The sequence below is a fragment of the Kitasatospora sp. NPDC048194 genome (assembly GCF_043202455.1).
GTDB lineage: Bacteria > Actinomycetota > Actinomycetes > Streptomycetales > Streptomycetaceae > Kitasatospora.
Genome location: NZ_JBIDAK010000025.1, coordinates 39,401 through 64,980 on the forward strand (window position 1 = coordinate 39,401; position 25,580 = coordinate 64,980).

Sequence of the window (25,580 nt, forward strand, 5' to 3'; positions counted from 1 at the left end):
AGGGCCCATCATGGCGTTGCACATGCTTGGCAAGGACCCCAACAGCCCCGACGGTGACTCCCCGACCCTGTACTACGACGACGAGACGGACAACTACCTGATCCAGGGCTGGAAGGTCCCGGACCAGGAGCGCCGCTCACAGCTCAACCTGCCGGGGCACGAGGACGTTGTCGAGTTCCCCAGGCGCATGATGCAGTTCTTCCCGGAGGTGAATGGTGGGCCAGACGCCCACGCTTAAGGAGCTCCTCGCCCAGTGCCAGGAGTCAGCCCTGCATCTTGAGATGCGCGACGGGTACATGCGGGACGACCCCATGTTCATCGCCTGGCAGGCCGGCCACCGTGATGACCCCGAGGACCGCGCGTCCTGGTGGCGTCCGTGGCTGGAGCTGATCCGAGAGACCGTTGACCGCGGTGTGGTTGTCCGTAGGGCGCGGATCGTCTCCGAGCCCGCGTCGGAGTACATCCGCTTCGAGTACGACATCACCTTCACCAATGTCGCGGCCGGCGAGGAGGTTCGGTGGCTTCCTCGTCGGCTCGCCACCGATCTGGCGTTGCCCGGCAACGACTTCTGGCTCCTGGACGGCAAGACCCTGCTCGTCATCCACTTCTCAGGAGACGGTGATGTCACGGACCGGGAAGTCATCGACGATCCCGGCGTAATCTCCCTCTGCGCTACGGCGTTTGAGGCCGTTTGGGAGCGTGCCACGCCCCACGACCAGTACAAGCTGAACTGATCTGGCTCGTGGCACCCACCTCCCCTTCATCCAGCGTCGAGAAGGCCAAGCAGTCTCTGGGACAGCGCCTGCGTGAGATCCGTAAGGATGCCGGACTAACCGGCCGGGCGCTGGCTCACCTTGCTGGCTGGCACGAATCCAAGTGCTCGCGGCTTGAACACGGCACCGCGACACCAACTGATGCGGATCTTCGGACCTGGGCAACCCACTGTGGTGTTCCCGAGCAGGCCGAGGATCTCATCGCTGTTGCCCGGGGCATCGAGGGCATGTACGTCGAATGGCGTCGCTTGGAGCGCTCCGGGCTCAAACGCGTCCAGGAGTCAGTGCTTCCCCTCTGGGAGCGGACAGAGCGCTTCCGGATCTACTCCTCCTGGCTCATTCCCGGGCCCTTGCAGACCGCCGACTACATCCGCTCGCTGCTTGAGGCAGCACGCAGCCGGCGTAACCTGCCCGATGATGTCGAGGAGGCCGTCCAGGTACGCCTTGAGAAGCAGACCGTCCTCCAGGAGGGCAACCACCGCTTCGCCGTCCTGCTTGAGGAGAGCGTGCTTCGCTACCGGCTAGGAAGTGTGTCCACCATGGTCGGCCAGCTCGGGCACCTCCTCTGGGCCGGCGCCCTGCCCTCGGTGAGCCTGGGCATCATCCCCCAGGACGCGGACCGCTCCCAACTGCGGCCTGTCGAAGGCTTCTTCATTTTCGACGACGTACAGGCAAGCGTCGAGCTGGTCTCAGCGCACCTGACCATCACGCAGCCCCATGAGATCCGCATGTACGAGCAGACGTTTGCCCTGCTTGCGCAGCAAGCGGTCTACGGCGCCCCGGCGCGTCTGCTCATCACGCAGGCAATCAACGCCTTGGAGTGAACGGCCCGCAAGTATCTGCAAGCTCGTGGAACCCGCACGGTGCCCGCTCCTACGGTCAAGGCTCGTTACGAATCCCACGTACGGGCAGGGGGCGGCATGCACCGCAGCACGGCGCAACAGGAGCAAGCGCACCTTCTCACCGTGGCCGGACCGGACCCCCTTGCCCACGCCCGACGCCGTGCCATCCTGCTTGCCCGCCGAACGAACGGCTATCGCGCGCCTGGCGCTGTGGTGCTCCCCTACCGCCCCGAGGCCGCGGGTATGGCCCGCCGGCTTATCCGCCAGAAACTCACCGCGTGGGAACTGCCCAAGCTGGTTGACCCCGCAGTGCTCATCATCAGCGAGCTCGTCGGCAACGCCGTGAAGACCGGCTGTTCATCCTTCATGGTTGTCCGAGTCCACCGTCTGCAAGGCTCCGTCCGCCTCGCCGTTCGCGACGGATCACGAACCCTCCCTGTCCTGCTTGCGGCTGGAGAGGACGACGAGTGCCACCGCGGCCTGGCCCTTGTCCACATGCTCACCGCGGGCCGCTGGGGCGTTACCCCCGATCCCTTCGGCAAGACCGTGCATGCCGATCTTGCGTACCGACCAGATTCATCCACCCAGGGGAGGATCAGTTGAGTACACCACCGCTCATCTCGCCAAACACCGTGCTCGCCAACGCAGTTCACGACACCATCGACGTGCTCAGGCCCCGCTTGTGGGCCTCCGACGTCGAGCAGATCCGCTTCAGCGTGGGTACCCAGGTCAACGGCCGACCTCACCTCGGCACCCACCTCGTGCAAAGCCTCGCCTTCCTCCTGGCCGAGCAGGCCGGCGACGAGTTCGGCATCGAAGCCTCCGTCGACTTCTGCGCCCTGGACAACTCGCCGGGTCACACCCTCAAGGCCGAGGGCCGTACGTACCAGCGCACGTACTACCACCAGCTCGGGCAGGACCAGATCAACGCGCTGGTGACGCAGCACTACACCCCGCTGTTCGATGCCCTGACTCGTCGCACCGGGGTGCCCTACACCCTCACCACCTACACCCAGCAGCAGGACAGCCCGGAGTTTCGGGCTGAGTTCCTGCGCACGCTGGAGCACCTGGACGAGATCCGCTACTGGCTCTCCCCCGCGACGGGCACCGCGCACATACGGCTTCCCTGTCCGGACTGCGGCTTCGCGGAGAAGTACGCCGGCACCACGCGGCTGCTCGACCTGGACGACTCAGGCGCGCTGTTTGAGGCGTTCTGCCACGAGCACGGCAGGTACGAAGCCGACCTGACCCCCCTGGGCGGAGGCTACATCGACCTGGCAACGCTGTACCGCAACGTCGTCAAGGAACGCACCTATCGCGCAAGCGACCGCACCCTTCATGTCATGGTCAAGGGTGGCGACTGGGCCTTCGGCTGCACCCTCGTGGACGGCGCCCACGCTGCGATCGGTCTGCTCGACCCGGCCCCGGTTCGCATCTTCACGCCCCAGGTGCTCGGTAGTGACGGCGGGAAGCTCTCCAAGTCCCTGCTTCGCGAGACGGCCACGGCCGCCGGCACCACCGGGACCCCCTCCGGGTGGCTCCTTGATCCGCTGTCTTGGCCCGGAACCCACTCGGACTACGTGGACGCGCTCACTGGCCTCGGCGAGGTCCTGCTCTCAGACCCCAGGCACTTCTACCGCTCGTACACCACAACCGCATTGGAAACGCTCATGACCACCCGCCAGCCTGTCCGGCGCCAGTCCAGGCCGCAGGGACGTCCCCGGCCCCTGCGCATCTTCAAGCAGTACTTCGACATGATCGCCCGCGGCGAGAAGACCGTCGAGGTGCGTGTCCAGTACGACTCCCTCAAGCGTGTCCGCGTCGGCGATCTGCTTCTCTTCACCTGCCGGCAGGAGGAGTGCCTCACCCGGGTTACCCGGATCGGCACGTACCGCAGCTTCCGGGAGATGTTCGGCACCGAGGACCCGGTGGCTGTGAACCCGCACGCCACGGAGGAGGAACAGCTCCGGGCGATTCACTCGATCTTCCCGCCCGAGAAAGAATCCCTGGGCGTCATCACCTTCGAGATCGAGCTGGTGAAGCCGGATGAGTAGCAGGCAACGGCGGGTCCTGGTGATCTGCAAGGGCAACCACTGCCGCTCCCCCATCGCCGCGCTCATCATCGCTGAGCGCTCCGGCGGAACGCTTGCCGTCCGCTCGGCCGGCCTACGTCCCTGGCACGTTGGTAAGCCAGCGCATCCACTCATGATCGAGGCCGCAGCAGCCTTCGGCTACGACCTCACTGCCCACCGAGGCGTTCTCCTGGACGAGGACGGGCTCTCCTGGGCTGACGACCTGGTGGCCGTGGACGAGGAGACGGCCCACGCCGTGGAGGCCCTCGTCGGACCGAACCGTCCGGTCCGCATCCTTGGTACCGGTATCACCGATCCCTGGGGCAAAGAGCCCGAAGCATTCGCCCACGCCATCGTCCAGATCCAGGAGGCCACTGCCCTTTTCTCCGCCGGCTGAGAACCCCATCGTCAACCACGACGCCCCGTTCGGGTACCCCACTCCCGGGCGGGGCTTCGTGCTGTCTTCAGATACAGGCTTCCCTGAGAGTCCCTTTTTCTTGCCATACCTCCGATGGCGACCGGAGCGAGCGAGCGTCGGGTTGAATGATGCAAGTTTGCCCAACTTTATTGCTATATTGACAAATTGCGCCAACTTTGCCATATTTGGTAGTAATTACCCGATATGGATATAAATGCCATTGTTAAACATTTCGGCCTGACCGAGCACCCGTTCATCACGAGCCCGGACCCGCGGTTCCTGTACTTCTCCTCCCAGGTCCGCGAGGCGCTGGCCAAGTGCGAGTTCATGGCCCGGGACCGCATCGGCCCGATCTACATGTACGGCCCGATCGGCTCGGGGAAGACGTCCCTTGTCCGCCGGCTCCACGAGAAGCTGAGCCAGGACGACCGGTTCAACGTCAAGCTGTTGATCTCGCCCAACCTCAAGAGCAGTAACGCGTTCCTGCGCCTGGTCATGGAGACCTTCGACGTCAAGACCGAGCGCTCCTACGCTGCCTCCTTGGGCAACTTCGAGACCTTCCTCCTCCAGCAGTTCCAGGACGGCAAGATCCCGGTGCTCCTGGTCGATGAAGCCCAGTACATGACCCGCGAGCAGCTCAAGCTCGTCCACTACCTCCTGAACTTCGAGACCAACAAGACCAAGCTCCTCCAGATCGTCCTCGTCGGCCAGGAGGAGCTGGGAACCAAGATCGTCAACTACCGCGAGCTCGCCTCCCGCATGTTCCCCATCGCCATGAGCGCGATGTCGCTTGAGGACCTGCGCGACATGATCCAGTTCCGCCTTACGGTTGCCGGCCGCCGCGGTTCGCTCTTCGAGGACCAGAGCTCCGAGGAGGCCTACCACCTCCTCTACGCCTACACCAAGGGGCTTCCCCGCGACGCCATCAAGGTGTGCTTCGAGCTGCTCATCGATCTTGCCGTCCAGGGACGCACCCAGGCGACCCCACAGCAGGTCGAGGAGATTGCGAAGGCGCAGAACCTGCGCATCTAGACCATGGGAAGATTCGACAAACTCACAGAACTATCGCAAGCAGCACCAGGTGCCTCCTCGCCACGCATCCTTGGCAGTGACAGCGCACCTGCACCTCTTGCATCAACACCACACGCCGTACCGGTACCAGAACCGGTACCGGTACCGAGCACCCCTCTTCCACCCTTTCGCAAGCGCCTGATCATTCGGCGCTATCCAGTCGACCCATACGAAGACCAGCTCACAGCACTCGACGAGCTATCTGCTACCGAGAAAGACCAGGGACTACGGGGAAGCCGCACCGCCATGGTGCGCGATGCGCTCGACATGTATTTCAAGCTCAGACCTCACTTCGACGCCGCACGGCAGAAAGGCTTCCGTGGCACCATCATTGAGCTCTTCGAAGACATCCTTGCCAACAACCGCTAATGAGTACCGGTACCGGAGCCGGTACCCCTTCATACTTCTCCCCGCTCCTCGCGTGGCGCCCGATGGTCGAATTCCTTGATCAAAAATCGGACAATTTGTGCTATACTCAATGAGTTTTATGAATGAAGCAATTAACGCTTATCTTTTTAAGGCTCAGCAGAGCCTCCTTGGAGCCGGCAGCGAGTTCGCTAATGCACGGTATAACAACTGTGCTAATCGCTCCTATTATGCCTGCTTCCAGGCTGCTATCTATGCCCTCCTGAAGCACAAAATCGTTATTACTCTGCCCCACAAGTGGAAGCACGAGTACGTCAAGAGCCAGTTCGTGCTTCAGTTCATTGAGCGACGAAAGGTATACAACAGTCGGTTTAGAAATTCGCTTGAGAACCTAGCGGCTCGCCGCGAGACGGCAGATTATGAAGTCGGACTTATTACTGAGGCACAGGCTCGCAGATACCTTGATGTGGCACGTGATTTCCTTGCAGAAGTGACCGGAGAGGAGGTGAGGTTAGATGTCCATTAATCAATTGCCCCTAAAGATGCGCAATGCCATTAAGGAGCTTCAGGACACCATCCTGGTTCGCTATCCGGATGCACTGTTCGAAGTGGATGAAGGGGAAGAAGCCGACAATGTCAATTTGTACGTCACCGTGGATCTGGTTGATACAGACCCTGTCCTCGATCTTGTGATAGACCGAGTCATGGACTTGCAGCTTCATCAGCAGGTTCCCATTCATGTCCGTCCGCGCCGAACACCGGAACGGGAAGCGCAGGTGTACGAGGAAGAATTAAAGGCGAGAGGAAGCTCTTACAAGCTCTCTTTAGCATAGGAAGGAAATAAGTACCGGCACCAGATCCGGTACCGGTACCTTTTGCTTATTGACTCCTCATGTCCTATTCGTTATAAATAGAGCATGGCACCATCGACCGAAGATCAAATAAAGCAACTTCAGGCGCTCGCTTCTGTAATGCAGCACCGCCAGCTGTCGATGGAAGAAGACCTAAATACCGTCCAAATTAATTATCATGCGCTATGGCTCGCGCTCCGAAGATGCGAAACGGATCGCGCCAAAATGCAATCAATCATTAACAGCCTTCAAGGCAAGCCAGAGGAGGAATCCCGGCCCATTGAAGGCTTCTCCATGGCCTAGCCCGTACGCTAGCTCCTTCTATTTTTTCAATTTATCCCTGAGCGCTTTGCGTGTTGTGGGCTTAACCCAGTAGTACCGGAACCGGTACCAGTACGGTACCGATACCAGTACCCGTCCGGAGCCGGTACCTAGTACGGAACCGGAACCGGGACTGTGCAGAAGACTTTCAATTTGCTTGACTCAAAACGGAGCAGACACAGCAGCCGCCGTCTTCCTCTCTGAGGTTTGCGACTAAAGACGGACTAGCTGGCCGTGAGTGACGTGACCGAGTGACCGAACAAACGGGATCAATCCAGTAAGCACTGGATCGATCTAGGACCTTGGGGAACACCCCCAGGTTGATCTGAGTTACCTCGTTCGACACATACCGCTGGCGTATTTGAAAAAGCGACGCGCCAGCGTCGAACAGGAAGGTGAGGGAACGAGAGAACGGAAGCGAACGGGGAATAGGGGAGCCACCAAGGGGGACCTTAGGGGGTTTGTCTGTCGTGCTCAGAAAACGGCGCCGCTTCGAGGCTGGGCTATTGCCCACAACCGTTAGATCCACGACGCCCGAGGTCCCATCGTGGGTACATCGTGTGATCGAAAAAAGTGAACGAGTACCAAAATTCTGTGAACGAGTAGCTTTGGTACCCGTGGTACACCGGCTGTCGTACCGGATCAGGCCGGTACACGTGGGCGGTACGAGTACGAGGTGTGAACGAGTACAAGAGAAGCGCCCTGGGGCGATGTGTGGCTGGAAGGAAGGGCCCGCTGACCAGCGGGAACGGGAGTGGTCACAAGACGGGGGTAGTCAGCCCCGCCTCAGGTCCCAAGGAGCGCTCACGCGGTTGCCGGCGCGGCTGACTACCCCCGTCCTCTCCGCCTGCCCCCAAAGCTTCGCCATGGGCCCTTCGGGTGGTGGGCAGGCTCCGAGTCCACCCCCAGAGGGGGAACCAGTGGCTGGCCCGGCGGCTTTCCTTCCAGACCTTCCTTCCGCCGTGCCAGCAGAAAGCCCCTGACGGGGATGAGTGGATTCGGCGTCGCCGAATGACCGAGTGGTGGGATTCGCGCCTCGGCTGGTTCCACCAAGAGCCGGTGGGCAATGGCCTGCCGGGTTGTAGGTGCTCCTGGGTATGCCGCTTCCCGCAGTCGTCCGCAGGGTGTCACACGGCTTCCACAGTCACGTCAAGGCTCCCTTCGGTTCCGCTGCGGCGGCTTCGGCCTTGACGCGCCAGTGCACCGTGTGTGCGCTGATAGGCGCCGCGGGAAGGCGGCAGAAAGGAGGAAGCAGGCTATGCGCTACACCATTACGCAGGTCTATGTCGTGCCGGCCCGAAGCCAGGCTGAGGCAACGGACGAGCTCATGCTCGCCATGGAGCAGGGGAATGCTGGGCTGTTCTTAGTCCGCACCAGCGTCCGAGGTGAGAAGGTTTCGGTGCTGCCTCGGTTGTCCTGGTGGGCACTGATTCGCCGGCAGCTCACCGGGCGATGAGCTCCGCGCCGGCAGAAGGAGAGGCGAGGGGAGAGCTTGGCTCCTCTCGCTTTTCTCCGGCCCCAAGGGTGGTTTATCCACCACATTTCGGGCATACTGGTTAAAAGCTCCCGTTGGCTGCGTTGTCTCAGCAGCGGTTGAGTTGTTCCGTCTAGTTCCTGAGGGTGCTGATGCAACCCACACTCGATGAGATCCGGTCCTGGGCAGCGACCATCGACGTGCCCCATGCGGCCGAGGCGCTGGGGATCTCCAAGTCCCACCTGTATGCGTTGATTAAGCGTGGACACGCGCCCTTTCGGGTCGTGCAGTTTGGCACGCGCTACCGCGTCGTGACTGCCTCGCTTGTTGCGTACCTGGAAGCCGGTTAAGCCTCCGGCCAGGTGCTCGTTTCTCACAGGGGGGAGCTCGTACCCACCGGCAGGTGTTCCTGTGGCTGATCCCATTTACAAAGTCGTGCTCAAGGACGGCACGGTTCGCTACCGCTTTGTCATCGATGCCCCACCTGACGCGACGGGCAAGCGCCGGCAACTCCGCCGGACGTTCGACACGAAGAAGGAAGCACGCGACGAGTACGCCCGCATCCGCCACCAGCGGGCGACAGGAAGCTTTGTCGCCCCGTCGAAGATGACCGTTGACGAGCTCCTGGATATCTGGCTCGTCAGTGCGACCCGGGACGTCGAGGAAGCGACGGCCACCAACTACGACAACGCCATCCGTCCCGTGCGCCTGTTCCTCGGACAAAAGCGCCTGCAGCAACTCACCGAGGAGGATGTCGAGGCCCTGGTCGACTGGATGGCAACCAAAGGCCGGCAACGTGGTGGGAAGGTTGGTTCAGGTCTCGGGCTTCGCTCAATCCGCCTCACCCTGGGCCGGTTTCGCTCAGCCCTCACCCTTGCCGTTCGCCGCGGCTGGGTAACCCGCAACGTCGCCCAGTACGTGACCATCTCCCGTGAGGTGAAGCAGCGAGCGAAGGCTGTCACACCACAGGAGCGGCCGTGGGACGAGACCGAAGTCCGCGCGTTCATCAGGGCAATCCAGAAGGACCGTCTCTGCGGAGGCATGATGCTCTCGCTCATCGCCGAGCGGCCGGCCGAGGTCTGCGGGGCCCGGTGGGCTGAGGATGTGGTCCTCAATGCCCATGGCGGCACGATCGCCACGGGGAACACCCGCACCATCGTCTATGACCGGACGCAGGAGCGGGGACAGCGCAACAAGGTCGTTGAGAAGGGACCTAAATCGGAAGCTGGTGACCGGGTGCTCCCGCTGCCTGAACCCGTCTACCGGGCGCTGATTCGCATGCGCGCCCAGCAGGCCACAGAAAAGCTCGCTGCCGGTCCCGCGTACAACAACAGTGGCTACGTTGTGGTGGATGAGCTGGGGAACCCGTTCAAGACGGACAAACTCCGGCGCGAGGCCTACCGGCTCATGAAGGTGGCCGGGGTGCGGCGGGTGCGCCTCTACTTGGCGCGCCACGCTGTCCTGTCGTGGATGGCCAACAACGGCGTGCCGGACACCGTGGTCTCTGCCTGGGCAGGCCACACCGACCTGTCCTTCACCAAGCGCACCTACGTGCATCCCGACCCGCAGAGTCTCAAGGCCGGCTCGGACAAGCTCGGCCAGTTGCTCGCCTGAGGAGCGAAAGGGGACTGTGACAAAATGTGACACGATGTCCGCCTGAAACAGCAGAAGCCCCGGCTCACATGATGTGAACCAGGGCTTCTGACCTGCGACGATGGAGTTGAACTCCAGTCGGGACGACAGGATTTGAACCTGCGACCCCTTGACCCCCAGTCAAGTGCGCTACCAAGCTGCGCCACGTCCCGTGGTCTCGTGCCGTGCGGCGGGGCCTGGGGGGCTCTGCCGGGCGGCTTCTCGACCTTGTCTCCGGTTGTCCCGGCGACGTGGAAAACAATACAGCACGTCGGGGGGTGCTCGCTGCCAGGTTCGGGGGTGGGGTGGGTCAGGGGGTGGGGTGGCGGGCGTCGTAGGTGAGGAAGGCGGGGCGGCGGGCGGCGAGGAGGAGGACCGCGGCGACGCAGGCGAGGCCGCCGGTGATCACGGAGGTGGCGGGGTTGGTCAGGGCGGCGACGGCGCCGGACTCGAAGTCGCCGAGGCGGGGGCCGCCGGCGACGACGACGGTGAAGATGCCCTGGAGTCGGCCGCGCATCTCGTCCGGGGCTGCGACCTGCATCATCGTGTTGCGGAAGATCATGCTGACGGTGTCCGCGCAGCCCGCCACCGCGAGGAGCAGGAGGCCGAGCCAGAGGTTGTGGAGGGCGCCGAAGGCGGCGATGGCGAGGCCCCAGGCGGAGACCGCGGCGAGGACGGCGGCGCCCTGGCGGTGGACCCGGTTGACCCAGCCGGAGAAGAGGGCGCCGAGCAGGGCGCCGACGGCGGGGGCGGCGACCAGCAGGCCGACGGTGCGGGCGTCGCCGCCATAGAAGGTGACGGCGATGGCCGGGAAGAGGGATCGGGGCAGCCCGAAGATCATCGCGGCCAGGTCGGCGAGGAAGCTGGTGCGCAGGTTGGGCTGCTCACGCAGGAAGCGCAGTCCGTCGAGGACGGAGGCGCGGCCCTTGCGTTCGCCGAGCGGCCGCATGGCGGGCAGGCGCCACATCGCGTAGAGGGTGCCGGCGAAGGCGGCGGTGTCGACCAGGTAGGCGGCCTGGGCCCCGAAGGCGCCGATCAGGACGCCGCCGAGCATCGGGCCGACGGTGAGGCCGAGGTTCATGCTGACGGTGGCCAGGGCGTTGGCCGCCGGGAGCTGGTGGCTGGGGACCAGCCGGGGGATCATCGCCGAGCGGGCGGGTGAGCTGAGGGCGAAGAACCCGGCTTGGGCGGCGACGGCGGCGTAGAGGATGGCGACCAGGCCGAGTCCGGCGAGGGCTTGGACGGCGAGGACGGCGGAGACCACGGCGAGTCCGGCCGAGCCGATCAGGCCCAGCTTGCGCCGGTCCACGGTGTCGGCGATCGCGCCGCCGTACAGGCCGAAGGCGACCAGCGGGACGAAGGAGAACAGGCCCACCAGGCCGGTGGCGAAGGCGGAGCCGGTCATGTCGTAGATCTGGACGGAGACGGCCACGGCCGTCATCTGCTGGCCGATGGAGGAGACCACCTGCCCGAGCCAGACCCGGCGGTAGTCGGGGTTCTCGCGCAGCGGGCTGAGGTCGGCGAAGGCGCGTCGGTACCAGGGAACGGGCCCCGCGCCGACCTCGGGGAGCGGTCCGACGGCCGGAACGGGATCGGAGGGCGCCGAGGGCGCGGAAGGCTCGGAGGGCTCGGAGGACGCCCGGGGCGGAGTGGCGTCGGTGGCCGGATTGGCAGGATGATTGGTCGACACAGCCCTCCATGATCCGCCCCGCCCCTCGCCCGCTCCACACCGGGGTTGCCTCCGGCGGGCCCGCCCCCGGCGGAACCGGAGCCGGTCTAACGGGTCAGCACCTGCTTCTCCCCCGCCTCCACGGCGAAGTCCAGCCGGTTGCCCGGCGGCGGGAACGGGCAGATGAAGTGGTCCGCGAAGGCGCAGGGCGGCAGGTAGGCCCGGTTGAAGTCCAGGACGGTACGGCCGTGGTCGTCCGGGGCGGGCAGGGTGATGAAGCGGAAGCGGTAGGTGTCGATGCCGCTGGTCGCGTCCGCGATGACGCCGGTGAGGCGGTTGCCGGAGCGGCTGACGGTCAGGGTGCGGTGCTCGCCGGCCACCGTGAACTCGACCTTCCCGTTGACGGCCAGCGGGCGGTCCTTGCCGTCCGCGTTCGGGACGAGGACCGACTGCGCCTCGCCGTCGAAGGGCGTGAAGACGGCGGGGACGGCCCACTCGGGTGCGTACGGGTAGGCGGAGATGCCCGCGAAGGCGGCCCGGCGGGGTGCGGCCGGGTCGAAGACCCGCAGGGCGAGCTCGCCCTCCCGCTCGATGGGGACGAGCAGCAGATCGCCGAGGACGGCCGTGTCGGCGGCCGGGTCGGTGTCCGGTCGCAGCAGCACCTCGCCGTCCACCGGGTCATCGGCGCCGGTGACGGTGATGCCGTCGGCGGCCGTGGCCCGCACCCGGACCCCCTCGGCGTCGGCCCACCACTGCCCGGGCAGCCCGGGCAGCTCGGCCGGTTCGGCCTCCAGCCAGTGCGTGCCGGTGAGTGCGAGCTGGCCGTGCGGCGCGCTCACCGACGCCGCCCGTCCGTCGCTCCAGTGCTTCCAGTCCTCCGCGGCCGTCGCCGTCATCGGTCAACCCTCCCGGTCAGGTGCGCGGACGGCCGCCGTTCGAACCGTCCGTCTCGGTCATCCTCCACAACGCCATCCTCCTCAACACCGCCCGCCCGGACGGATCATTCCCCGATCCCGGGGAGCCGCCGGTATCGCAAGGAGACTGCAATGCGGCGGCAACACGGGACGGCCGGGTTTCGCCGATTCGACGTGTCGACCGAGTCGGCTGAGCCGGCTGAGCCGGCTGAGTCGGCCGGCCGCGGCCGAAAACGGCTGAACCGGCCGAACCTGCAGATCCGGGCCGAACCGGCAGATCCAGCAGATCCGGCCGGTTCAGCCCTTCAGCGGCCGGAACAGGCCCTCCTGCACCACCGACACCACCAGCTGCCCGCTCCGGTCGAAGATCTGCCCGCGCGCCAGGCCGCGCGCGCCGTGGGCTATCGGGGACTCCTGCTGGTAGAGCAGCCAGTCGTCGACACGGAAGGGCTGGTGGAACCACATCGCGTGGTCCAGCGAGGCCATGTCGAAGTGCCGGGTGCCCCACAGCGGCTCGACGGGGGCGCGGACGGCGTCGAGCAGCGTCATGTCGCTGGCGTAGGTGAGGGCGCAGACGTGGATCAGCGGATCGTCCGGGAGCGGGCCGTTGGTCCGCAGCCACACACCGCTGCGGGCCTCGACGCCCTCCAGCTCCTCCTTGCTCCAGCGCAGCCGGTCCACGTAGCGGATGTCGAAGGGCTGTCTGCGGCTGATGAACGGGGGGAGTTCGCCGAGCCGGGAGCCGACCTCCTCCAGGGCGCTGGGCAGGTCCTCGGGCGCGGGGACCTCCGGCATCGGGTACTGGTGCTCGATACCGCCCTCCTCCGGCCGGTGGAAGTCCGCGGTGAGCGCGAAGATCGACCTGCCGCCCTGGATGGCGAGCACCCGGCGGGTGGTGAAGGAGCGGCCGTCGCGGATCCGGTCCACCTGGTAGACGATCGGCACACCGGGCACCCCGGGGCGCAGGAAGTACGCGTGCAGCGAGTGGACCGGGCGCCCGCCCTCCACCGTGCGCCCCGCCGCGACCAGGGCCTGTCCGGCGACCTGGCCTCCGAAGGTGCGCTGAAGCGCCTCCTCGGGGCTGCGCCCGCGGAAGATGTTCAGCTCGATCTGCTCCAGGTCGAGCAGATCCACAAGGTCGTCGACGGGGGTACCCATGCGCGCGCTCCCTCTCCGGGCTTCGATCAGTTCTCCAGCTCACTCGAATTCTCCGGCGCCCCGGGTCATTCCCGCTCACCGGGGCAGACCGAGCAATTCACTCGAACGAGTAATCGATTGAACGCACAGATGACGCACCGTGGCCGGCCACTACCCGCCAGCCGCACACCCGCCAGCCACCTACCCCTCCAGCCCCGACTCCCGCACCGTGATGTTCAGCCGCCCCACCAGCCCCAGCGCCGGATCCGCTGTCCCCGGCAGCGTCCGCACCACCCCGTGGTACGCGAACCGCGCCGGCCCCCCGAACACCAGCAGGTCCCCGCTGTGCAGCTCGAAGTCCGTCCACGGCCTGGTCCTGGTCTCGGTGTTCCCGAGCCGGAACACGCAGGCGTCGCCGAGCGAGAGCGAGACCACCGGCGCGTCCGTGCGCTCGTCGCGGTCCTGGTGGAGGCCCATCTTCGCGCCGTGCGGGTAGTGGTTGACGATCGCGGTGTCCGGTTCGTACGCCGCCGCGCCCGCGATCTCGCCGACGCGCTCGCCGTAGGCATCGGCCACCGCACGCCGGGCCAGCTCCCGGAGCAAGGGCGGGAACGCCTTGACCGGCGTGCCGTCCTCGGCGGTCCGTGCGTAGCCGTACGGGTACCAGTGCCAGCCGAGACTGACCATCCGCACCGACATCACCCCGCCGGTCGGCATCCGCACCTCGTGCAGCCCGGCCGGCGGGCGCGCCCACTCCCGGCAGGCGGTGACCAGACGCAGGCGGGCGGCCGGGTCCAGCCAGCCGGGCAGCAGCACGGCTCCGGGCGCGGGCTCGAACCGTTCCCGAGCGGCTGAGCCCCCGGGCAGGTCACCGAACAGTTCGCCCTGGATCACCCCACCATCCTCCCCCACCGGCCCGGCCGCGGCCCGGGCCGGGCCTCGACCCGACCCGACCCGAGCCGGCCCGACAGCGGACCCACCCCGGCACGCCCATCCCGCGCCGACCCTCCCCCGCCTCTACGCCCCTACCTCCCTACGCCCCGACGCACCGACGCACCGACGCCCCAGGACCCTGCGCCCCTCCTCGCCCCGCGCCGCCCGCGCCCCGCCGCCCCCGCCGCCCGCGCCCCCGCCGATCAACCCCAACTCCCGCGCACACGACGGCCAGGCCTCCCACCCCTGCTGCCGCAGGATCTCCTCCCCCACCGTCGTCTGGTCCCGCCGGCTCGCATGGTCCGGCCGGTCGGCGAAGTGCAGGCCGCCGGCCTCAGCCCAGGTGGACAGCCGGATCTGCAGCCCGCCGTAGAAGCCGTTGCCGGTGTCGGCCCGCCAGTCGCCGCCGCTCTCGCACTCGGCGAGCTCGTCCCACACCAGGTCGGCGACCCGCGTCCCCTCAGCGGCGGCCCGTACCCCCGCAGCGACCCGCACCCCCTCAGCGACCCGCACCCCGTCAGCGGCCCCGCGAACCCCCGACCCCGGCCCCGCACCCCGCGCCACGACGGACCCGGGCACGGCCCCCGGCACCACCGCACCGGCCCGCACGGCGCCCGCCCCCATCGCCGTCAGCACCGCCAAGGCGACCGCCCCCGACCGAAGCGCGCCCCGCCCGCGGCGCTCGTCACGGCGCCCGTCATACGAATGCGGCATGGCAGCCGACCCTAGACGGCCCGCGCCCCGGGCCTCCCCGACACACCGGGAACGCCGACGGCCGCTCCCCCGCACAGCGGAGAAGCGGCCGTCGAGCCCCGGACGACGCCAGTCGTCCGAAAGGGACTCAGATGCTCAGGGTCTGACCCGGGAGGATCAGATCGGGGTTGCCACCGATGACCTTGGCGTTGTTCTTGTACAGGTCGTGCCAGTCCAGGCCCTGCGCGGCGGCGATGGCGCTCAGGGTGTCACCGGACTTGACGGTGTAGCTGCCCTTGACCGGCTTGGCGTCGTTGGAGCCGGTCCAGGACTTGGCGGCGTCCTGCTTGGCCTCGGCGGCCTTCGGGGCAGCGGCCTTGGGGGCGGCGGCCTTGGGGGCAGCCTTCGGCTCGGCAGCGGCCTTCGGGGCAGCCTTCGGCGCGGCGGCAGCCTTCGGCGCCGGGGCCTGCGCCGGCTTGGCGGCAGCGGCACCGGAGCCCGCCGAGGTGTCGACGGCGGCCGGGGCGCCGCCCTTGGTCAGGCCCGCCTTGACGGAGCAGACCGGCCAGGCGCCCGGGCCCTGCGAGGCGAGGACCTTCTCGGCGACGGCGATCTGCTGCGCCTTGGTGGCGAGGTTGGCCTGCGCGGCGTAGGCGGTGCCGCCGTAAGCGGCCCAGGTGCTGGAGGTGAACTGCAGACCGCCGTAGAAGCCGTTGCCGGTGTTGATGGCCCAGTTGCCGCCGCTCTCGCACTGGGCGACGGCGTCCCAGGTGGAGACGGACGCGGCGGAGGCCGAGGTGGCCGTGACGAGACCGGCCACCGGCAGGGCCGCGACAGCGGCGCCCGCCACGACGGCCATCCGCACGCGGTTGCGCTTGGTGGCGGTGGAGGAGGTGGCAGCGGCGTTCTCGTGACGGAAGGTCATGGGGTTCCTCTCGACAGCCCCGGGCGGGCATGCGGAACCAGGCCCTCAAGAGGGCCGCTGTCGCTTGCCGCGTCCGTCGGACGGCCGTGCACGTGTCGGACGTGCCGCTGCCGCCCCGGCCACCCAGCCACTCACCGGCGACCTGTTCGAGCGATCGCGTCGGCGGGCACCTGCCGCACCCCGCCGGAGCCGGGGGGCGGTGCGTCGGGGGTGAACCCGGGTGGCGCTCGTTGCGCCGCCCAAGAAGCTACGAGTCGGTCGGCGGGGAAACCAAAACTCCACCGGTCTGCCCAGCTCAGCCGGGGGTTACCGGAGGTAATGACCAAGCAATCCTGACCGAAATGTCCGCTTTGGCCATTGATTCCTAGATCAAACCCCGAGGCGGCGTGACTCACCTCACCGCCCGATTCCGGCAGTCCTGTCACCGACATCGACAGATTGCGAGCACGAGAACACGCTGTGCGGTCGGATCCAGGGCAATTCCCGTCAGCCTCGACCGGCACCCGTGACGCCTGACACAAGGGCCCGTTGGGCATGGCGACCTCTCCGTGTCCGCCCCGAACACCCACCCGCACCCATCCGAGGAGACCCTGTGCCGCGCATGCTCGACGTCAGCGACGAGGTCCGGTCCGAGATCGGCGACGATGAGGCCGACCGCCTGCTGGGCGGCGACCGCGCCCCCGACAGCTACGAATGCACCTCCTGCCGCACCCCCGGCGACACCCACGCGGACCCCACCAGCACGGTGCTGTTCGTCGGCGACGAGACGGCCGTCCTCGCCTTCGCCCACGCCCGCTGCATCCCGTCCCAGGTGGTCCCGGTCTCCGAGGAGCAGCTGGCCGGCGCAGTCCGCAGCATCAGCCAGACCCAGCCCGCAGCCACCCCGGACCTCGTCGTACCGAACCTCGCACTCCCGGACCTCGCCCTCCCGTCCCCGGCGGTCCCCTCCGACGCCCTGCCCCAGCCGACCGCCCCCGGCCAGGCCGCCATCCTCGGCATCACCTGCGGACTCGTCCTGCACGGCAAGGTCGGACACGCCTCACTGGTGGTCGAGCCCACCGGCCCCGTCGGCCGCCCCGGCAGCACCTCCGGCGAGGACGAGTTCCTCGACCTGCTCCAGGACGCCGGGTTCCAGCGGATCAGCGACCTCGACGAGACCCCGGAGCAGCTGCCCGGCTGGTCGGTGCTGGTCGCCATGGGCAAGCTGCACGCGATCCTCCAGCCCGCCGCGGCCGGCGGCAGCACCGGCTGGTGGCAGGCCCACCAGCCGCTCCAGGTCACCGACGCCTGGCGGATGGCGGCCAGCCAGCTCGCCGAGGTGACCATGTACGCCGTCCCGGCCGGCATGGTCGGCCGCCAGCCCCGGGAGGACCTGCTGCGCCAGGCCCTGGAGCGGGCGGTGGCGCTGGGCCAGGTCGTCGCCGCCTCGCTCCCGCTCGCCGGCACCTGACCGGACGCGCCGGGGGGGGGGGGGGGGGGGGGGGGGGGGGGGCGGGGCGGGGGGGCGCCCCCCCCCCCCCCCCCCCCCCCCCCCCCCCCCCCCCCCCCCCCCCCCCCCCCCCCCCCCCCCCCGGCGCGGCGCGGCCCCCGCGCGGGGGGCGGGCGCCCCCGGCGGGCCCGGGGCGGGGGGGGGGGGCGGGCCCCCCCCGCCCGCCGCACACCCGCCCGCCACACACCCGCCCGCCGCACACCCGCCCGGCCCCCGCCGGCGTCCCCGCCCGGCCCTCGCCGAGCCCCGCCGGCCTCCCCACCACCGGGAGGACCCCCGCATCCCCGCCGCCTCTCACTCGTTGGCCCCTACGTGTACAGCTACGACGTCTCCGCGCCCGCCGGCCGGTCCGCCACCGCTCCCCGCTCGATCCCGGGCATGCGCCCCTCGTACGACGCGGAGCACCCCCACTCGACGACCCCGATCTACGACGAGCTGTACTCCGAATACCGACGACTGTTCCGGGCCCTCCCGGGCGACCGCTCCGGCGAGGAGGACCTGGCGTTCACCGGGTTCGCGGTCCGCGACGGCTACCCACCGCGCGGCGAGCAGCGCTCCTACCCGCCCCAGCAGCAGTCCTTCCACACCTACGCGGGCCAGGTGCCCGGGCTCCCCCAGTTCATGCCGGCCCAGCAGCAGCACCACCACCCGGAGCCGTCCACCACGACCGGCGACGGCCCCGGCCACCCGGCCCAGGGAACGCCGCCCGGCGCCCACTTCCCCAACGGCCAGGGCTGGGTCGCCGCCGGCTACCTCGGCCACGCCCCGAACGGTGGGCCCGCGCCGCCCCCGGTTCCGTCACCCACGCTCGGTACGGCCACCGGCCTCGCCGCCGCCCCTCCCACCGTCGGCCGCCACCGCCAGATGCTCTCGCTCCCCCCGGGCCGCGTCGGCGACCACCACTGACGACGCGCCGCGCCCGACCCCAGCAGCTGGCGACCCGCGTGCGGCCCCAGCAGCCGGCGGCCGGCACCCAGCACCCAGCACCCAGCACCCGGCGTGCGGCGGCCCCACCGAAATCCCGAAAAACCCGAACCCCCGAAACCCGAAACCCGAAACCCCGAACCCCGGACCGCGACTCCCCGAGGTCCCACCACCCGCACAAAGCCGGAAGGGCTCCGTCACCGCAGTGACGGAGCCCTTCCGTTTCACGACCTCCACGACGACCGTGCGCCGACGGCAGGTCGACGACGCCCTACTTCTTCTTGCGCTTCTCCCGCACCCGCACCGAGATCGAGATCGGCGTCCCCACGAAGCCGAACTCCTCGCGCAGCCGGCGCTCGATGAAGCGCCGGTAGCCCGCCTCCAGGAAGCCCGAGGCGAACAGCACGAAGCGCGGCGGACGGATGCCCGCCTGGGTGCCGAACAGGATGCGCGGCTGCTTGCCGCCCCGGATCGGGTGCGGGTGGGCGGCCACCAGCTCGCCGAGGAAGGCGTTCAGCCGCGCGGTCGGGATGCGGGTCTCCCAGCCCTCCAGCGCGGTCTCGATCGCCGGGACGAGCTTCTCCATGTGCCGGCCGGTCTTGGCCGACACGTTGACACGCGGGGCCCACTGCACCTGGACGAGGTCGCGCTCGATCTCGCGCTCCAGGTAGTAGCGGCGCTCCTCGTCCAGCTGGTCCCACTTGTTGTAGGCGATGACGACGGCGCGCCCGGCCTCGACGGCCATCGAGATGATCCGGGTGTCCTGCTCGGCGAGGGTCTCGCTGGCGTCGATCAGGACGACCGCGACCTCCGCCTTCTCCAGCGCGGAGGAGGTGCGCAGCGAGGCGTAGAAGTCGGCGCCGGCGGTCAGGTGGACCCGGCGGCGGATACCGGCGGTGTCCACGAACTTCCAGGTCTTGCCGCCGAGTTCGATCAGCTCGTCGACCGGGTCACGGGTGGTGCCGGCCAGCTCGTTGACGACGACGCGCTCCTCGCCGGCGACCTTGTTGAGCAGGCTGGACTTGCCGACGTTGGGCCGGCCGATCAGCGCGACCCGGCGCGGACCGCCGGGGGCGGCGTCGCCGAAGGTCTGCGGCGGGGCCTCGGGCAGGGCGGCCATGACGGCGTCCAGCAGGTCGCCGGAGCCGCGGCCGTGGAGGGCGGAGACGGGGTACGGCTCGCCCAGGCCCAGCGACCACAGGTAGGCGGCCTCGGCCTCGGTGGACGGGCCGTCGACCTTGTTGGCGCACAGGACGGTCGGCTTGCCCGCCCGGCGGATGATCTTGATCAGGGCTTCGTCGGTGTCGGTGGCGCCGACCGTGGCGTCCACGACGAACAGCACCGCGTCGGCCTGCTCGATGCCCAGCTCGGCCTGGGCGGCCACCATGGCGTCGATGCCGAGGACGTCGATCTCCCAGCCGCCGGTGTCGACGACCTTGAAGCGGCGGCCGTTCCAGCTGGCCTCGTAGGTGACCCGGTCGCGGGTGACGCCCGGCTTGTCCTCGACGACGGCCTCGCGGCGGCCGATGATGCGGTTCACCAGGGTCGACTTGCCGACGTTGGGCCGGCCGACGACGGCCAGCACCGGCAGCCGGACGTGTTCGGCGCCGTCGACGTCGTCGAAGCCGTCGACGTCGAAGCCCTCCTCGGCGGCGAGGGCCATGAACTCGGCGTAGTCGGCGGCGTCCAGCTCACCGTGCCCGGTGGCGGAGTGCTCTGCGGTCATGTTCGTCTGTTCCGTTTCCCGGCCCGGCCCTTCCCAGGGGCGCGCCGTGCGTACCTGCCCCGCTCGGGGCAGCGCGATGGTTTCCTCCGCGGCACCTCGGCGGCCCGCGGATCGTTCAGTGGCCGGATGACCCGGCCGGCGGCCGGACGACTCGACCAACGGCGGCCCGACCGGCGTCGGTCGGGCCCCGGCAGTCGGGCCCCGGCAGTCGGGCCCCGGCAGTCGGACCTTGGCGTCGGACCCCGGCAGTACCGGACCTCTCACCGGTCGGACTTCTCGGGGTCGGACCCCTCGGCGGCCCGACTCCCAGCGGTCAGATTCCCCGCATCAGACCGCCGACAGCCCGGCCCGCTGCTCCACCAGGGCGGCGATCCGGTCGATCACCTGCTCCAGCGTGAGACTGCTGGTGTCCACCAGCACCGCGTCGGCGGCCTGGGCCAGCGGCGCCGTCTCGCGCGAGGAGTCGGCGGCGTCGCGCCGGGCGAGGTCGGCGGCCATCGCGGTGATGGTCGCCTCGTCGACGCCCTTGGCGCGCAGCTCGGCCGCCCGCCGTTCGGCCCGGGCCTGCTCGGAGGCGGTCAGGAAGACCTTGACGGTGGCCGCCGGGAACACCACGGTTCCCATGTCCCGGCCCTCGGCGACGATGCCGCGCTCGGCGACCTCGGCGCAGCCGCGCTGCAGCTCCACCAGCCGGGCCCGCACCGCCGGCACCGCGGCCACGGCGCTGACACCGGCCGTCACCTCGGGACCGCGGATCGGACCCGAGACGTCCTGGCCGTCCACCGTGATGGTGGGGCCGTCGGCGTCCGTGCCCGACACGATCACCGGCTTGCCGCACGCGACGGCGACCGCCTCGGCGTCGTCGACGTCGATGTCGTTGGCCAGCATCCACCAGGTCATCGCCCGGTACATGGCACCGGTGTCCAGGAAGCTCAGGCCCAGCCGGGCGGCGACCGCCCGCGAGACGGTCGACTTGCCGGAGCCGGAGGGTCCGTCGATGGCGACGACGACCGGGGCGTGCGCTCGGTCGGCAGTGTCCACGGGGGCGAACCTCTCTCTGAGCATGGAAGCCGACGCCTGCGCGGGCGGACGGCCGGGGGGAGTTCGTCTCCCTCAAGGTTAATGGACCGCCGCCCGGACCCCGCCCGCCCCCGTTCCGCCGCCCGCCCAGCGCCCGCCGGGCCGCTCGCTCAGCGCCCGCCGGGCCGCTCGCTCAGGCCCACTGGCCCGCCCGATCAGTGCCCGCCGGACCGCCCGCCGGACTGCCCGCCGCAGTGGCCACGCTCCCGTGCGCTCCGGGACGAAACTCGGCGGCCCAACGGACTCCGGACCGCCTGCCGAGCCCCGAGCCCCCGAGCCCCCCGACTCCCGGCACCCGACTCCCGGCACCCGGCCCCCGGCCCCCATTGCAGCCCCGTCACCCCGGAACCCACCGCCCCGAACCCGCTACTCCGGCACCCGTCAGTCCCGGACGCTCCACCCGCCCGAGCGCAGCGCCGCCGTGAGCCGCTTGACCGCCGCCGGTGCCACCGACAGCTGCACGAAGCCGACCTGCTTCCCGTCCGAGTGCTCGATGGCGACGTCCTCGATGTTGACCCCGGCCTCGCCGACCTCCCCGAACAGCCGGCCGAGCTCCCCCGGCTGGTCCCCGAGGACCACCGAGACGGTCTCGTACCGGGTGGGCGGCGCACCGTGCTTGCCGGGGATGCGCGCCTGCCCGGTGTTGCCGCGCCGCATGACCGCCTCGATGCCCTCGGCACCGGCCCGGCGCTCGCCCTCCTCGGCCGCCGCGAGCGCGCGCAGCGCGGTGACCGTCTCCCCGAGGTCGTTGGCGACCTCCGCCAGGACGTCGGCGACCGCGCCCGCGTTGGCGGAGAGGATGTCGACCCACATCGCGGGGTTGGAGGCGGCGATCCGGGTCACGTCGCGCACGCCCTGGCCGGAGAGCCTTATGGCCGTCTCGTCGGCGTGCTCGAGCCGGGCCGCGACCAGCGAGGAGACCAGCTGCGGGGCGTGCGAGACCAGGGCGACGGCCCGGTCGTGCTGGGCCGCGTCCATCACGATCGGCATCGCGCCGCAGAGCGCCACCAGCTCCAGCGCGGCGTTGAGCGTGTCGGTGTCGGTGTCGGCGGTGGGGGTGAGCACCCAGGGGCGGCCCTCGAACAGGTCGGCACGGGCGGCCAGCGGGCCGGAGCGTTCCCGGCCGGCCATCGGGTGGCTGCCGATGTAGTGGACGGTGTCGCAGCCGAGCGCCGCGATCTCACTGCCCGGGCCGGCCTTCACGCTGGCCACGTCGGTGTACCAGTGCGCCAGGTTCCGGCGCTGGCAGTCCGCGAGCACCTTGCCGACCAGTGCGGGCGGCACGGCGATGATCGCCAGGTCCACCGGGCCCTCGGGCGGTTCGATGGTGCCCGCGCCGAGCGACTCGGCGGTGCGGGCGGCGTCCGGGTCGGCGTCCTCCAGGTGGACGGTCAGCCCGCGCGCGGACAGGGCCAGGGCGGCGGAGGTGCCGATCAGTCCGGTGCCGACGACGACGGCAGTGCGCATGGCGGGTGGCTCTCCTCGATCACGGTTCTCGACTGGGCGGTTTCGACGATCGTCTGACGATTCTCGCCGGGTGCCGGGCCCGGCCGGGAGCACCCGCGCCCATCCTCCCACCCGCCGGGCCCGGCCGAGGGCCCCTCCCCCGACGACGGCGCCCCCGACGACGACGCCCCCCGACGACGCCCCCGACCACCACCAGCCCCCGGCCCACCCCGGCCCACCGGCAACCGCCGCGCCACCGCCCCCGTCCCAGAGAGTGCACACGCCGCGCCCCGGGAAATCCGACGACGCCCGCCCCGACCCGGGGCAGACTGGCCGCCGGGGGCCGACGCGGCAAGACGGCGCGAGGCGGTACGCGCCGCACCGGACGCGAACGAAGGGGTTGCGCATGGACGATCAGCAGAGCAGTCACACCGGGTCGTCGGAACCGCCGGCCGTACCGGCCCACCCGTCGGTGCTGGAGTCCGTCGTCGTGTACGCCGAGGGCGCGGTGTGCCGCCGTCGGGCCACCGTGCCCGTCCCGCCCGACGGACGGCTGCGGCTGACCGGCCTGCCCGACTCGCTGGACGGCACGTCGCTGCGCGCCCGGGTGCTCGCCGGCCCGGCCGGCGCGGTGGTCAGCGAGGCCCGCCTCGAACTGGCCGCCCAGCTCCGCGAGCCGGAGGAACTCCCGGTGCTGCGCCGGGAGTTGGAGGAGGCGATGGAGCGCCTGAGCGCGCTCGACGAGCGCCGTCGGCTGGTCCTGGCCGCGATCGACGAGACCGCCGCACTGCGCGCCGTCCCGCCGCAGCGCCGCCGCGACGAGCCGCTGCGCCGCACCCCCGCCGAGGCCTGGCTGGAGCTCGCCGACTTCGTCGACGAACGGCTGGCCCGGCTCCAGGAGCGCGCCGAGCAGCTCACCCGCGACATCGAACTCGCCGACCATGAGCGCGAGTTGGCCGCCGACCGGCTGGAACGGGCGTCCACCGCCGACCGCGCCGAGCCGGTCGGGACCGCCGCCACCGTGCTGCTCACCGTGCGCACCGCAGACCCCGACCCGACCGATCCGGCCCGCCCGACCGACTCCGCCAACCCGACCGCCCCGGCCCACCCGACGACCGCCACCACCCACCCGACCGCCACCACCCACCCGACCGCCACCGGCGCCGCCACCACCGGACACCTGGACCTCGAGCTGGAGTACGGCGTCCCCACCGCCCGCTGGGTGCCCGCCTACCGCCTCACCTACCGCACCGGAGCCGACACCGCCCAGCTCGTCCTGCGGGCCGCCGTGGCCCAGCACACCGGCGAGGACTGGACGGGCGTCCGCCTCGCCCTGTCCACCGCCGACCTCGACCGCCGCACCGACCTGCCCGCGCTCGGCTCGCTGCGGATCGGCCGCAGCCAGCCCGCCCCGCCGCCCTCCGGCTGGCGCGAGCCCCCGGCCGGCCTGTCCGACCTGTTCACCGGCTACGACACGGCCGCCGCCGCCCGTCCCGCCCCCCGGCACGCAGCTCCGCTCCCGGTGTCCGCCTCCGGCCCGGCCGGGGCAGCCCTCGGGGCCGGGTTCCCCGCACCCCCGGCGTACGCGGCGCACCAGCCGCCGCCCTCCGGCCCGTACGGCGGCGGCTCGCTGAGCGTCCACGAGCCGGCCCAGCCGCACGAGCCGGCCCCACCCCAGGGGCCGGTCCCCGCGCCACCGCCGCCCGGCTTCGCCGGCTACGGCGCCCCGCCCGCACTCTCCGCACCCCCATCCGCCCCGGGCGCCATGCCGGCACCGGCCGCACCGGCCGCACCGGCGTCCCGGGCTCCCGGCGGCGCCCCGATGCGCTACGCCAAGGCCGCCGCAGCGCAGCCCGAAGCCGCCGCAGCGCACCCCCAGGCCGCCGACGCGCTGCCCCCGGCCGCCGGCGGCGCCCCGCCGGAGGAGGCCCGGCGGCGCGGCCGGGGCCTGCACCCCACGCCGCCGCCGGTCACCGGCTTCCACCCCGACACCGCCCTGCTGGACTACCCCGGCCTCCTCCTGGCCGGCCCCGACGCCCCCGCCGGCCGTCGCGGCACCCTGCGCCCGGACCCCGCCCGGATGGAGCGCGAGGAACGGGAGCGGTTCCTCCCCGGCGGCCCCGGCGGCGCCCGGGTCCGCGACCTCGACCTGCCCCGCCACGCCGTCCCGCCCCGCCGGTCGGCCGGTTCCTTCGACTACCGCTTCGACGCCGTCGCCCCGGCGGACATCCCGTCCGACGCCACCTGGCACACCGTCACCGTCGACGAGATCCCGCTGGCCGTCCACCCGGAGTACGTCACCGTCCCGGCCGTCGAGGAGAAGGTGTACGCGACCCTGGTCCTCGCCAACCGCACCGACCGCGCCGTCCTGGCCGGTCCGGTCGAGGTCACGGTGGACGACGAGTTCCTGCTCACCGCCGCCCTGCCCAGCCTCGCCCCCGGAGGCGTCCGCAGCGTGGGCATCGGCGTCACCGAGAGCATCGAGGTGGCGCGCCGCACCGAGCTGCACGAGTCGGCCACGGGCATGCTGAAGGGCAACAGCACCGTGCTCGACCACCGGGTGCACGTCCAGCTGGCGAACCGGCTGGGGCGCACCGTCACCGTGGAGGTCCGCGAGCGCGTGCCGGTCACCTCGGACGCCGAGATCCGGATCGAGGAGCGCGGCGACTGGCACGCCCCGACCGCGCCGACGCCGGAGTGCCCGCCCAGCACCCGGCTCTGGCGGGTCGACCTCCCGCCCGGTGGCCGCAGTGAGCTGGACGGCGGCTACCAGATCAAGATCCCGGCCGGAAAGGCCATCGTCGGCGGAAACCGGAGGAACTGA

General features: G+C 70.0%; 26 protein-coding genes and 1 tRNA gene. 17 read left to right on the forward strand and 10 right to left on the reverse strand.

What is annotated here, in order from left to right; all coding sequences use genetic code 11:
• Positions 1 to 10: 10 nt before the first annotated feature.
• The 14 genes from ACGF07_RS26110 (at position 11) to ACGF07_RS26175 (ending at position 9,802) form a co-directional block, all read left to right on the forward strand.
• Positions 11 to 238, forward strand: a complete 228-nt coding sequence (locus ACGF07_RS26110) for a hypothetical protein (protein WP_392902537.1) — start codon at positions 11 to 13, stop codon at positions 236 to 238.
• Positions 213 to 734, forward strand: a complete 522-nt coding sequence (locus ACGF07_RS26115; RefSeq protein WP_392902539.1) for a DUF6879 family protein — start codon at positions 213 to 215, stop codon at positions 732 to 734. The genes ACGF07_RS26110 and ACGF07_RS26115 overlap by 26 nt, the downstream gene beginning before the upstream one ends.
• An 8-nt stretch (positions 735 to 742) precedes the next feature.
• Complete coding sequence (locus ACGF07_RS26120; protein WP_392902541.1) at positions 743 to 1,597, forward strand: helix-turn-helix domain-containing protein; 855 nt, start codon at positions 743 to 745, stop codon at positions 1,595 to 1,597.
• A gap of 96 nt (positions 1,598 to 1,693) precedes the next feature.
• A complete protein-coding gene (locus tag ACGF07_RS26125) occupies positions 1,694 to 2,218 on the forward strand; it encodes an ATP-binding protein (protein WP_392902543.1) in 525 nt (174 codons plus the stop codon).
• A 29-nt stretch (positions 2,219 to 2,247) separates the two neighbouring features.
• The gene (locus ACGF07_RS26130) at positions 2,248 to 3,669 is read left to right on the forward strand and encodes an ASCH domain-containing protein (protein WP_392902545.1); all 1,422 of its coding nucleotides are present in this window, start codon (positions 2,248 to 2,250) and stop codon (positions 3,667 to 3,669) included.
• Positions 3,662 to 4,084 (forward strand): low molecular weight phosphatase family protein, encoded by a 423-nt coding sequence (locus ACGF07_RS26135; RefSeq protein ID WP_392902547.1) that lies wholly within the window; start codon positions 3,662 to 3,664, stop codon positions 4,082 to 4,084. Before ACGF07_RS26130 ends, ACGF07_RS26135 begins: the two co-directional genes overlap by 8 nt.
• Positions 4,085 to 4,309: 225 nt before the next feature.
• A complete protein-coding gene (locus tag ACGF07_RS26140; protein ID WP_392902549.1) occupies positions 4,310 to 5,137 on the forward strand; it encodes an ExeA family protein in 828 nt (275 codons plus the stop codon).
• Between the two features lie 3 nt (positions 5,138 to 5,140).
• Complete coding sequence (locus tag ACGF07_RS26145; RefSeq protein ID WP_392902552.1) at positions 5,141 to 5,545, forward strand: hypothetical protein; 405 nt, start codon at positions 5,141 to 5,143, stop codon at positions 5,543 to 5,545.
• Between the two features lie 118 nt (positions 5,546 to 5,663).
• Positions 5,664 to 6,068, forward strand: coding sequence for a HEPN domain-containing protein (locus ACGF07_RS26150; RefSeq protein ID WP_392902554.1), 405 nt, complete (start codon positions 5,664 to 5,666; stop codon positions 6,066 to 6,068).
• Entirely contained in the window at positions 6,058 to 6,375 is a 318-nt protein-coding gene (locus ACGF07_RS26155) for a hypothetical protein (protein ID WP_392902556.1), read from the forward strand. The genes ACGF07_RS26150 and ACGF07_RS26155 overlap by 11 nt, the downstream gene beginning before the upstream one ends.
• A gap of 84 nt (positions 6,376 to 6,459) precedes the next feature.
• Positions 6,460 to 6,696 (forward strand): hypothetical protein, encoded by a 237-nt coding sequence (locus tag ACGF07_RS26160; RefSeq protein ID WP_392902559.1) that lies wholly within the window; start codon positions 6,460 to 6,462, stop codon positions 6,694 to 6,696.
• A gap of 1,276 nt (positions 6,697 to 7,972) precedes the next feature.
• Positions 7,973 to 8,170, forward strand: coding sequence for a hypothetical protein (locus ACGF07_RS26165; RefSeq protein ID WP_392902562.1), 198 nt, complete (start codon positions 7,973 to 7,975; stop codon positions 8,168 to 8,170).
• Positions 8,171 to 8,340: 170 nt separating this feature from the next.
• On the forward strand, positions 8,341 to 8,538 hold the full coding sequence (locus ACGF07_RS26170) for a helix-turn-helix transcriptional regulator (protein ID WP_392902616.1): 198 nt from the start codon (positions 8,341 to 8,343) through the stop codon (positions 8,536 to 8,538).
• A 61-nt stretch (positions 8,539 to 8,599) separates the two neighbouring features.
• Positions 8,600 to 9,802 (forward strand): tyrosine-type recombinase/integrase, encoded by a 1,203-nt coding sequence (locus ACGF07_RS26175; protein WP_392902563.1) that lies wholly within the window; start codon positions 8,600 to 8,602, stop codon positions 9,800 to 9,802.
• Positions 9,803 to 9,919: 117 nt separating this feature from the next.
• On the opposite strand, the gene ACGF07_RS26180 is transcribed toward ACGF07_RS26175, so the two are convergent.
• From ACGF07_RS26180 to ACGF07_RS26210, 7 genes are all read right to left on the reverse strand, one after another.
• Positions 9,920 to 9,993 (reverse strand) — tRNA-Pro (locus tag ACGF07_RS26180).
• Between the two features lie 137 nt (positions 9,994 to 10,130).
• Complete coding sequence (locus ACGF07_RS26185) at positions 10,131 to 11,510, reverse strand: MFS transporter (protein WP_392902566.1); 1,380 nt, start codon at positions 11,508 to 11,510, stop codon at positions 10,131 to 10,133.
• A gap of 86 nt (positions 11,511 to 11,596) precedes the next feature.
• Complete coding sequence (locus ACGF07_RS26190; protein WP_392902569.1) at positions 11,597 to 12,385, reverse strand: DUF1684 domain-containing protein; 789 nt, start codon at positions 12,383 to 12,385, stop codon at positions 11,597 to 11,599.
• A gap of 315 nt (positions 12,386 to 12,700) precedes the next feature.
• Complete coding sequence (tesB, locus tag ACGF07_RS26195; protein ID WP_350749289.1) at positions 12,701 to 13,561, reverse strand: acyl-CoA thioesterase II; 861 nt, start codon at positions 13,559 to 13,561, stop codon at positions 12,701 to 12,703.
• 180 nt (positions 13,562 to 13,741) lie between these two features.
• Positions 13,742 to 14,431, reverse strand: a complete 690-nt coding sequence (locus tag ACGF07_RS26200; protein WP_392902619.1) for an alpha-ketoglutarate-dependent dioxygenase AlkB family protein — start codon at positions 14,429 to 14,431, stop codon at positions 13,742 to 13,744.
• Between the two features lie 126 nt (positions 14,432 to 14,557).
• Positions 14,558 to 14,986 (reverse strand): transglycosylase family protein, encoded by a 429-nt coding sequence (locus tag ACGF07_RS26205; RefSeq protein ID WP_392902571.1) that lies wholly within the window; start codon positions 14,984 to 14,986, stop codon positions 14,558 to 14,560.
• 328 nt (positions 14,987 to 15,314) lie between these two features.
• The gene (locus ACGF07_RS26210; protein ID WP_392902573.1) at positions 15,315 to 16,091 is read right to left on the reverse strand and encodes a transglycosylase family protein; all 777 of its coding nucleotides are present in this window, start codon (positions 16,089 to 16,091) and stop codon (positions 15,315 to 15,317) included.
• Positions 16,092 to 16,683: 592 nt separating this feature from the next.
• Between ACGF07_RS26210 and ACGF07_RS26215 the strand changes: the two genes are divergently transcribed.
• Entirely contained in the window at positions 16,684 to 17,541 is an 858-nt protein-coding gene (locus ACGF07_RS26215; protein WP_350749295.1) for a hypothetical protein, read from the forward strand.
• A gap of 351 nt (positions 17,542 to 17,892) precedes the next feature.
• Positions 17,893 to 18,486 (forward strand): hypothetical protein, encoded by a 594-nt coding sequence (locus ACGF07_RS26220; RefSeq protein ID WP_392902576.1) that lies wholly within the window; start codon positions 17,893 to 17,895, stop codon positions 18,484 to 18,486.
• Positions 18,487 to 18,775: 289 nt separating this feature from the next.
• On the opposite strand, the gene der is transcribed toward ACGF07_RS26220, so the two are convergent.
• The 3 genes from der to ACGF07_RS26235 all read right to left on the reverse strand — a co-directional run bounded on the left by der (position 18,776) and on the right by ACGF07_RS26235 (position 22,777).
• Entirely contained in the window at positions 18,776 to 20,230 is a 1,455-nt protein-coding gene (gene der / locus ACGF07_RS26225) for a ribosome biogenesis GTPase Der (protein ID WP_350741754.1), read from the reverse strand.
• Between the two features lie 327 nt (positions 20,231 to 20,557).
• Positions 20,558 to 21,295, reverse strand: coding sequence for a (d)CMP kinase (gene cmk / locus ACGF07_RS26230; protein ID WP_392902579.1), 738 nt, complete (start codon positions 21,293 to 21,295; stop codon positions 20,558 to 20,560).
• A 396-nt stretch (positions 21,296 to 21,691) separates the two neighbouring features.
• Positions 21,692 to 22,777, reverse strand: a complete 1,086-nt coding sequence (locus ACGF07_RS26235; protein ID WP_350741749.1) for a prephenate dehydrogenase — start codon at positions 22,775 to 22,777, stop codon at positions 21,692 to 21,694.
• Between the two features lie 385 nt (positions 22,778 to 23,162).
• Here ACGF07_RS26235 and ACGF07_RS26240 point away from each other — a divergent pair, with 385 nt between their 5' ends.
• Complete coding sequence (locus tag ACGF07_RS26240) at positions 23,163 to 25,580, forward strand: DUF4139 domain-containing protein (RefSeq protein WP_392902581.1); 2,418 nt, start codon at positions 23,163 to 23,165, stop codon at positions 25,578 to 25,580.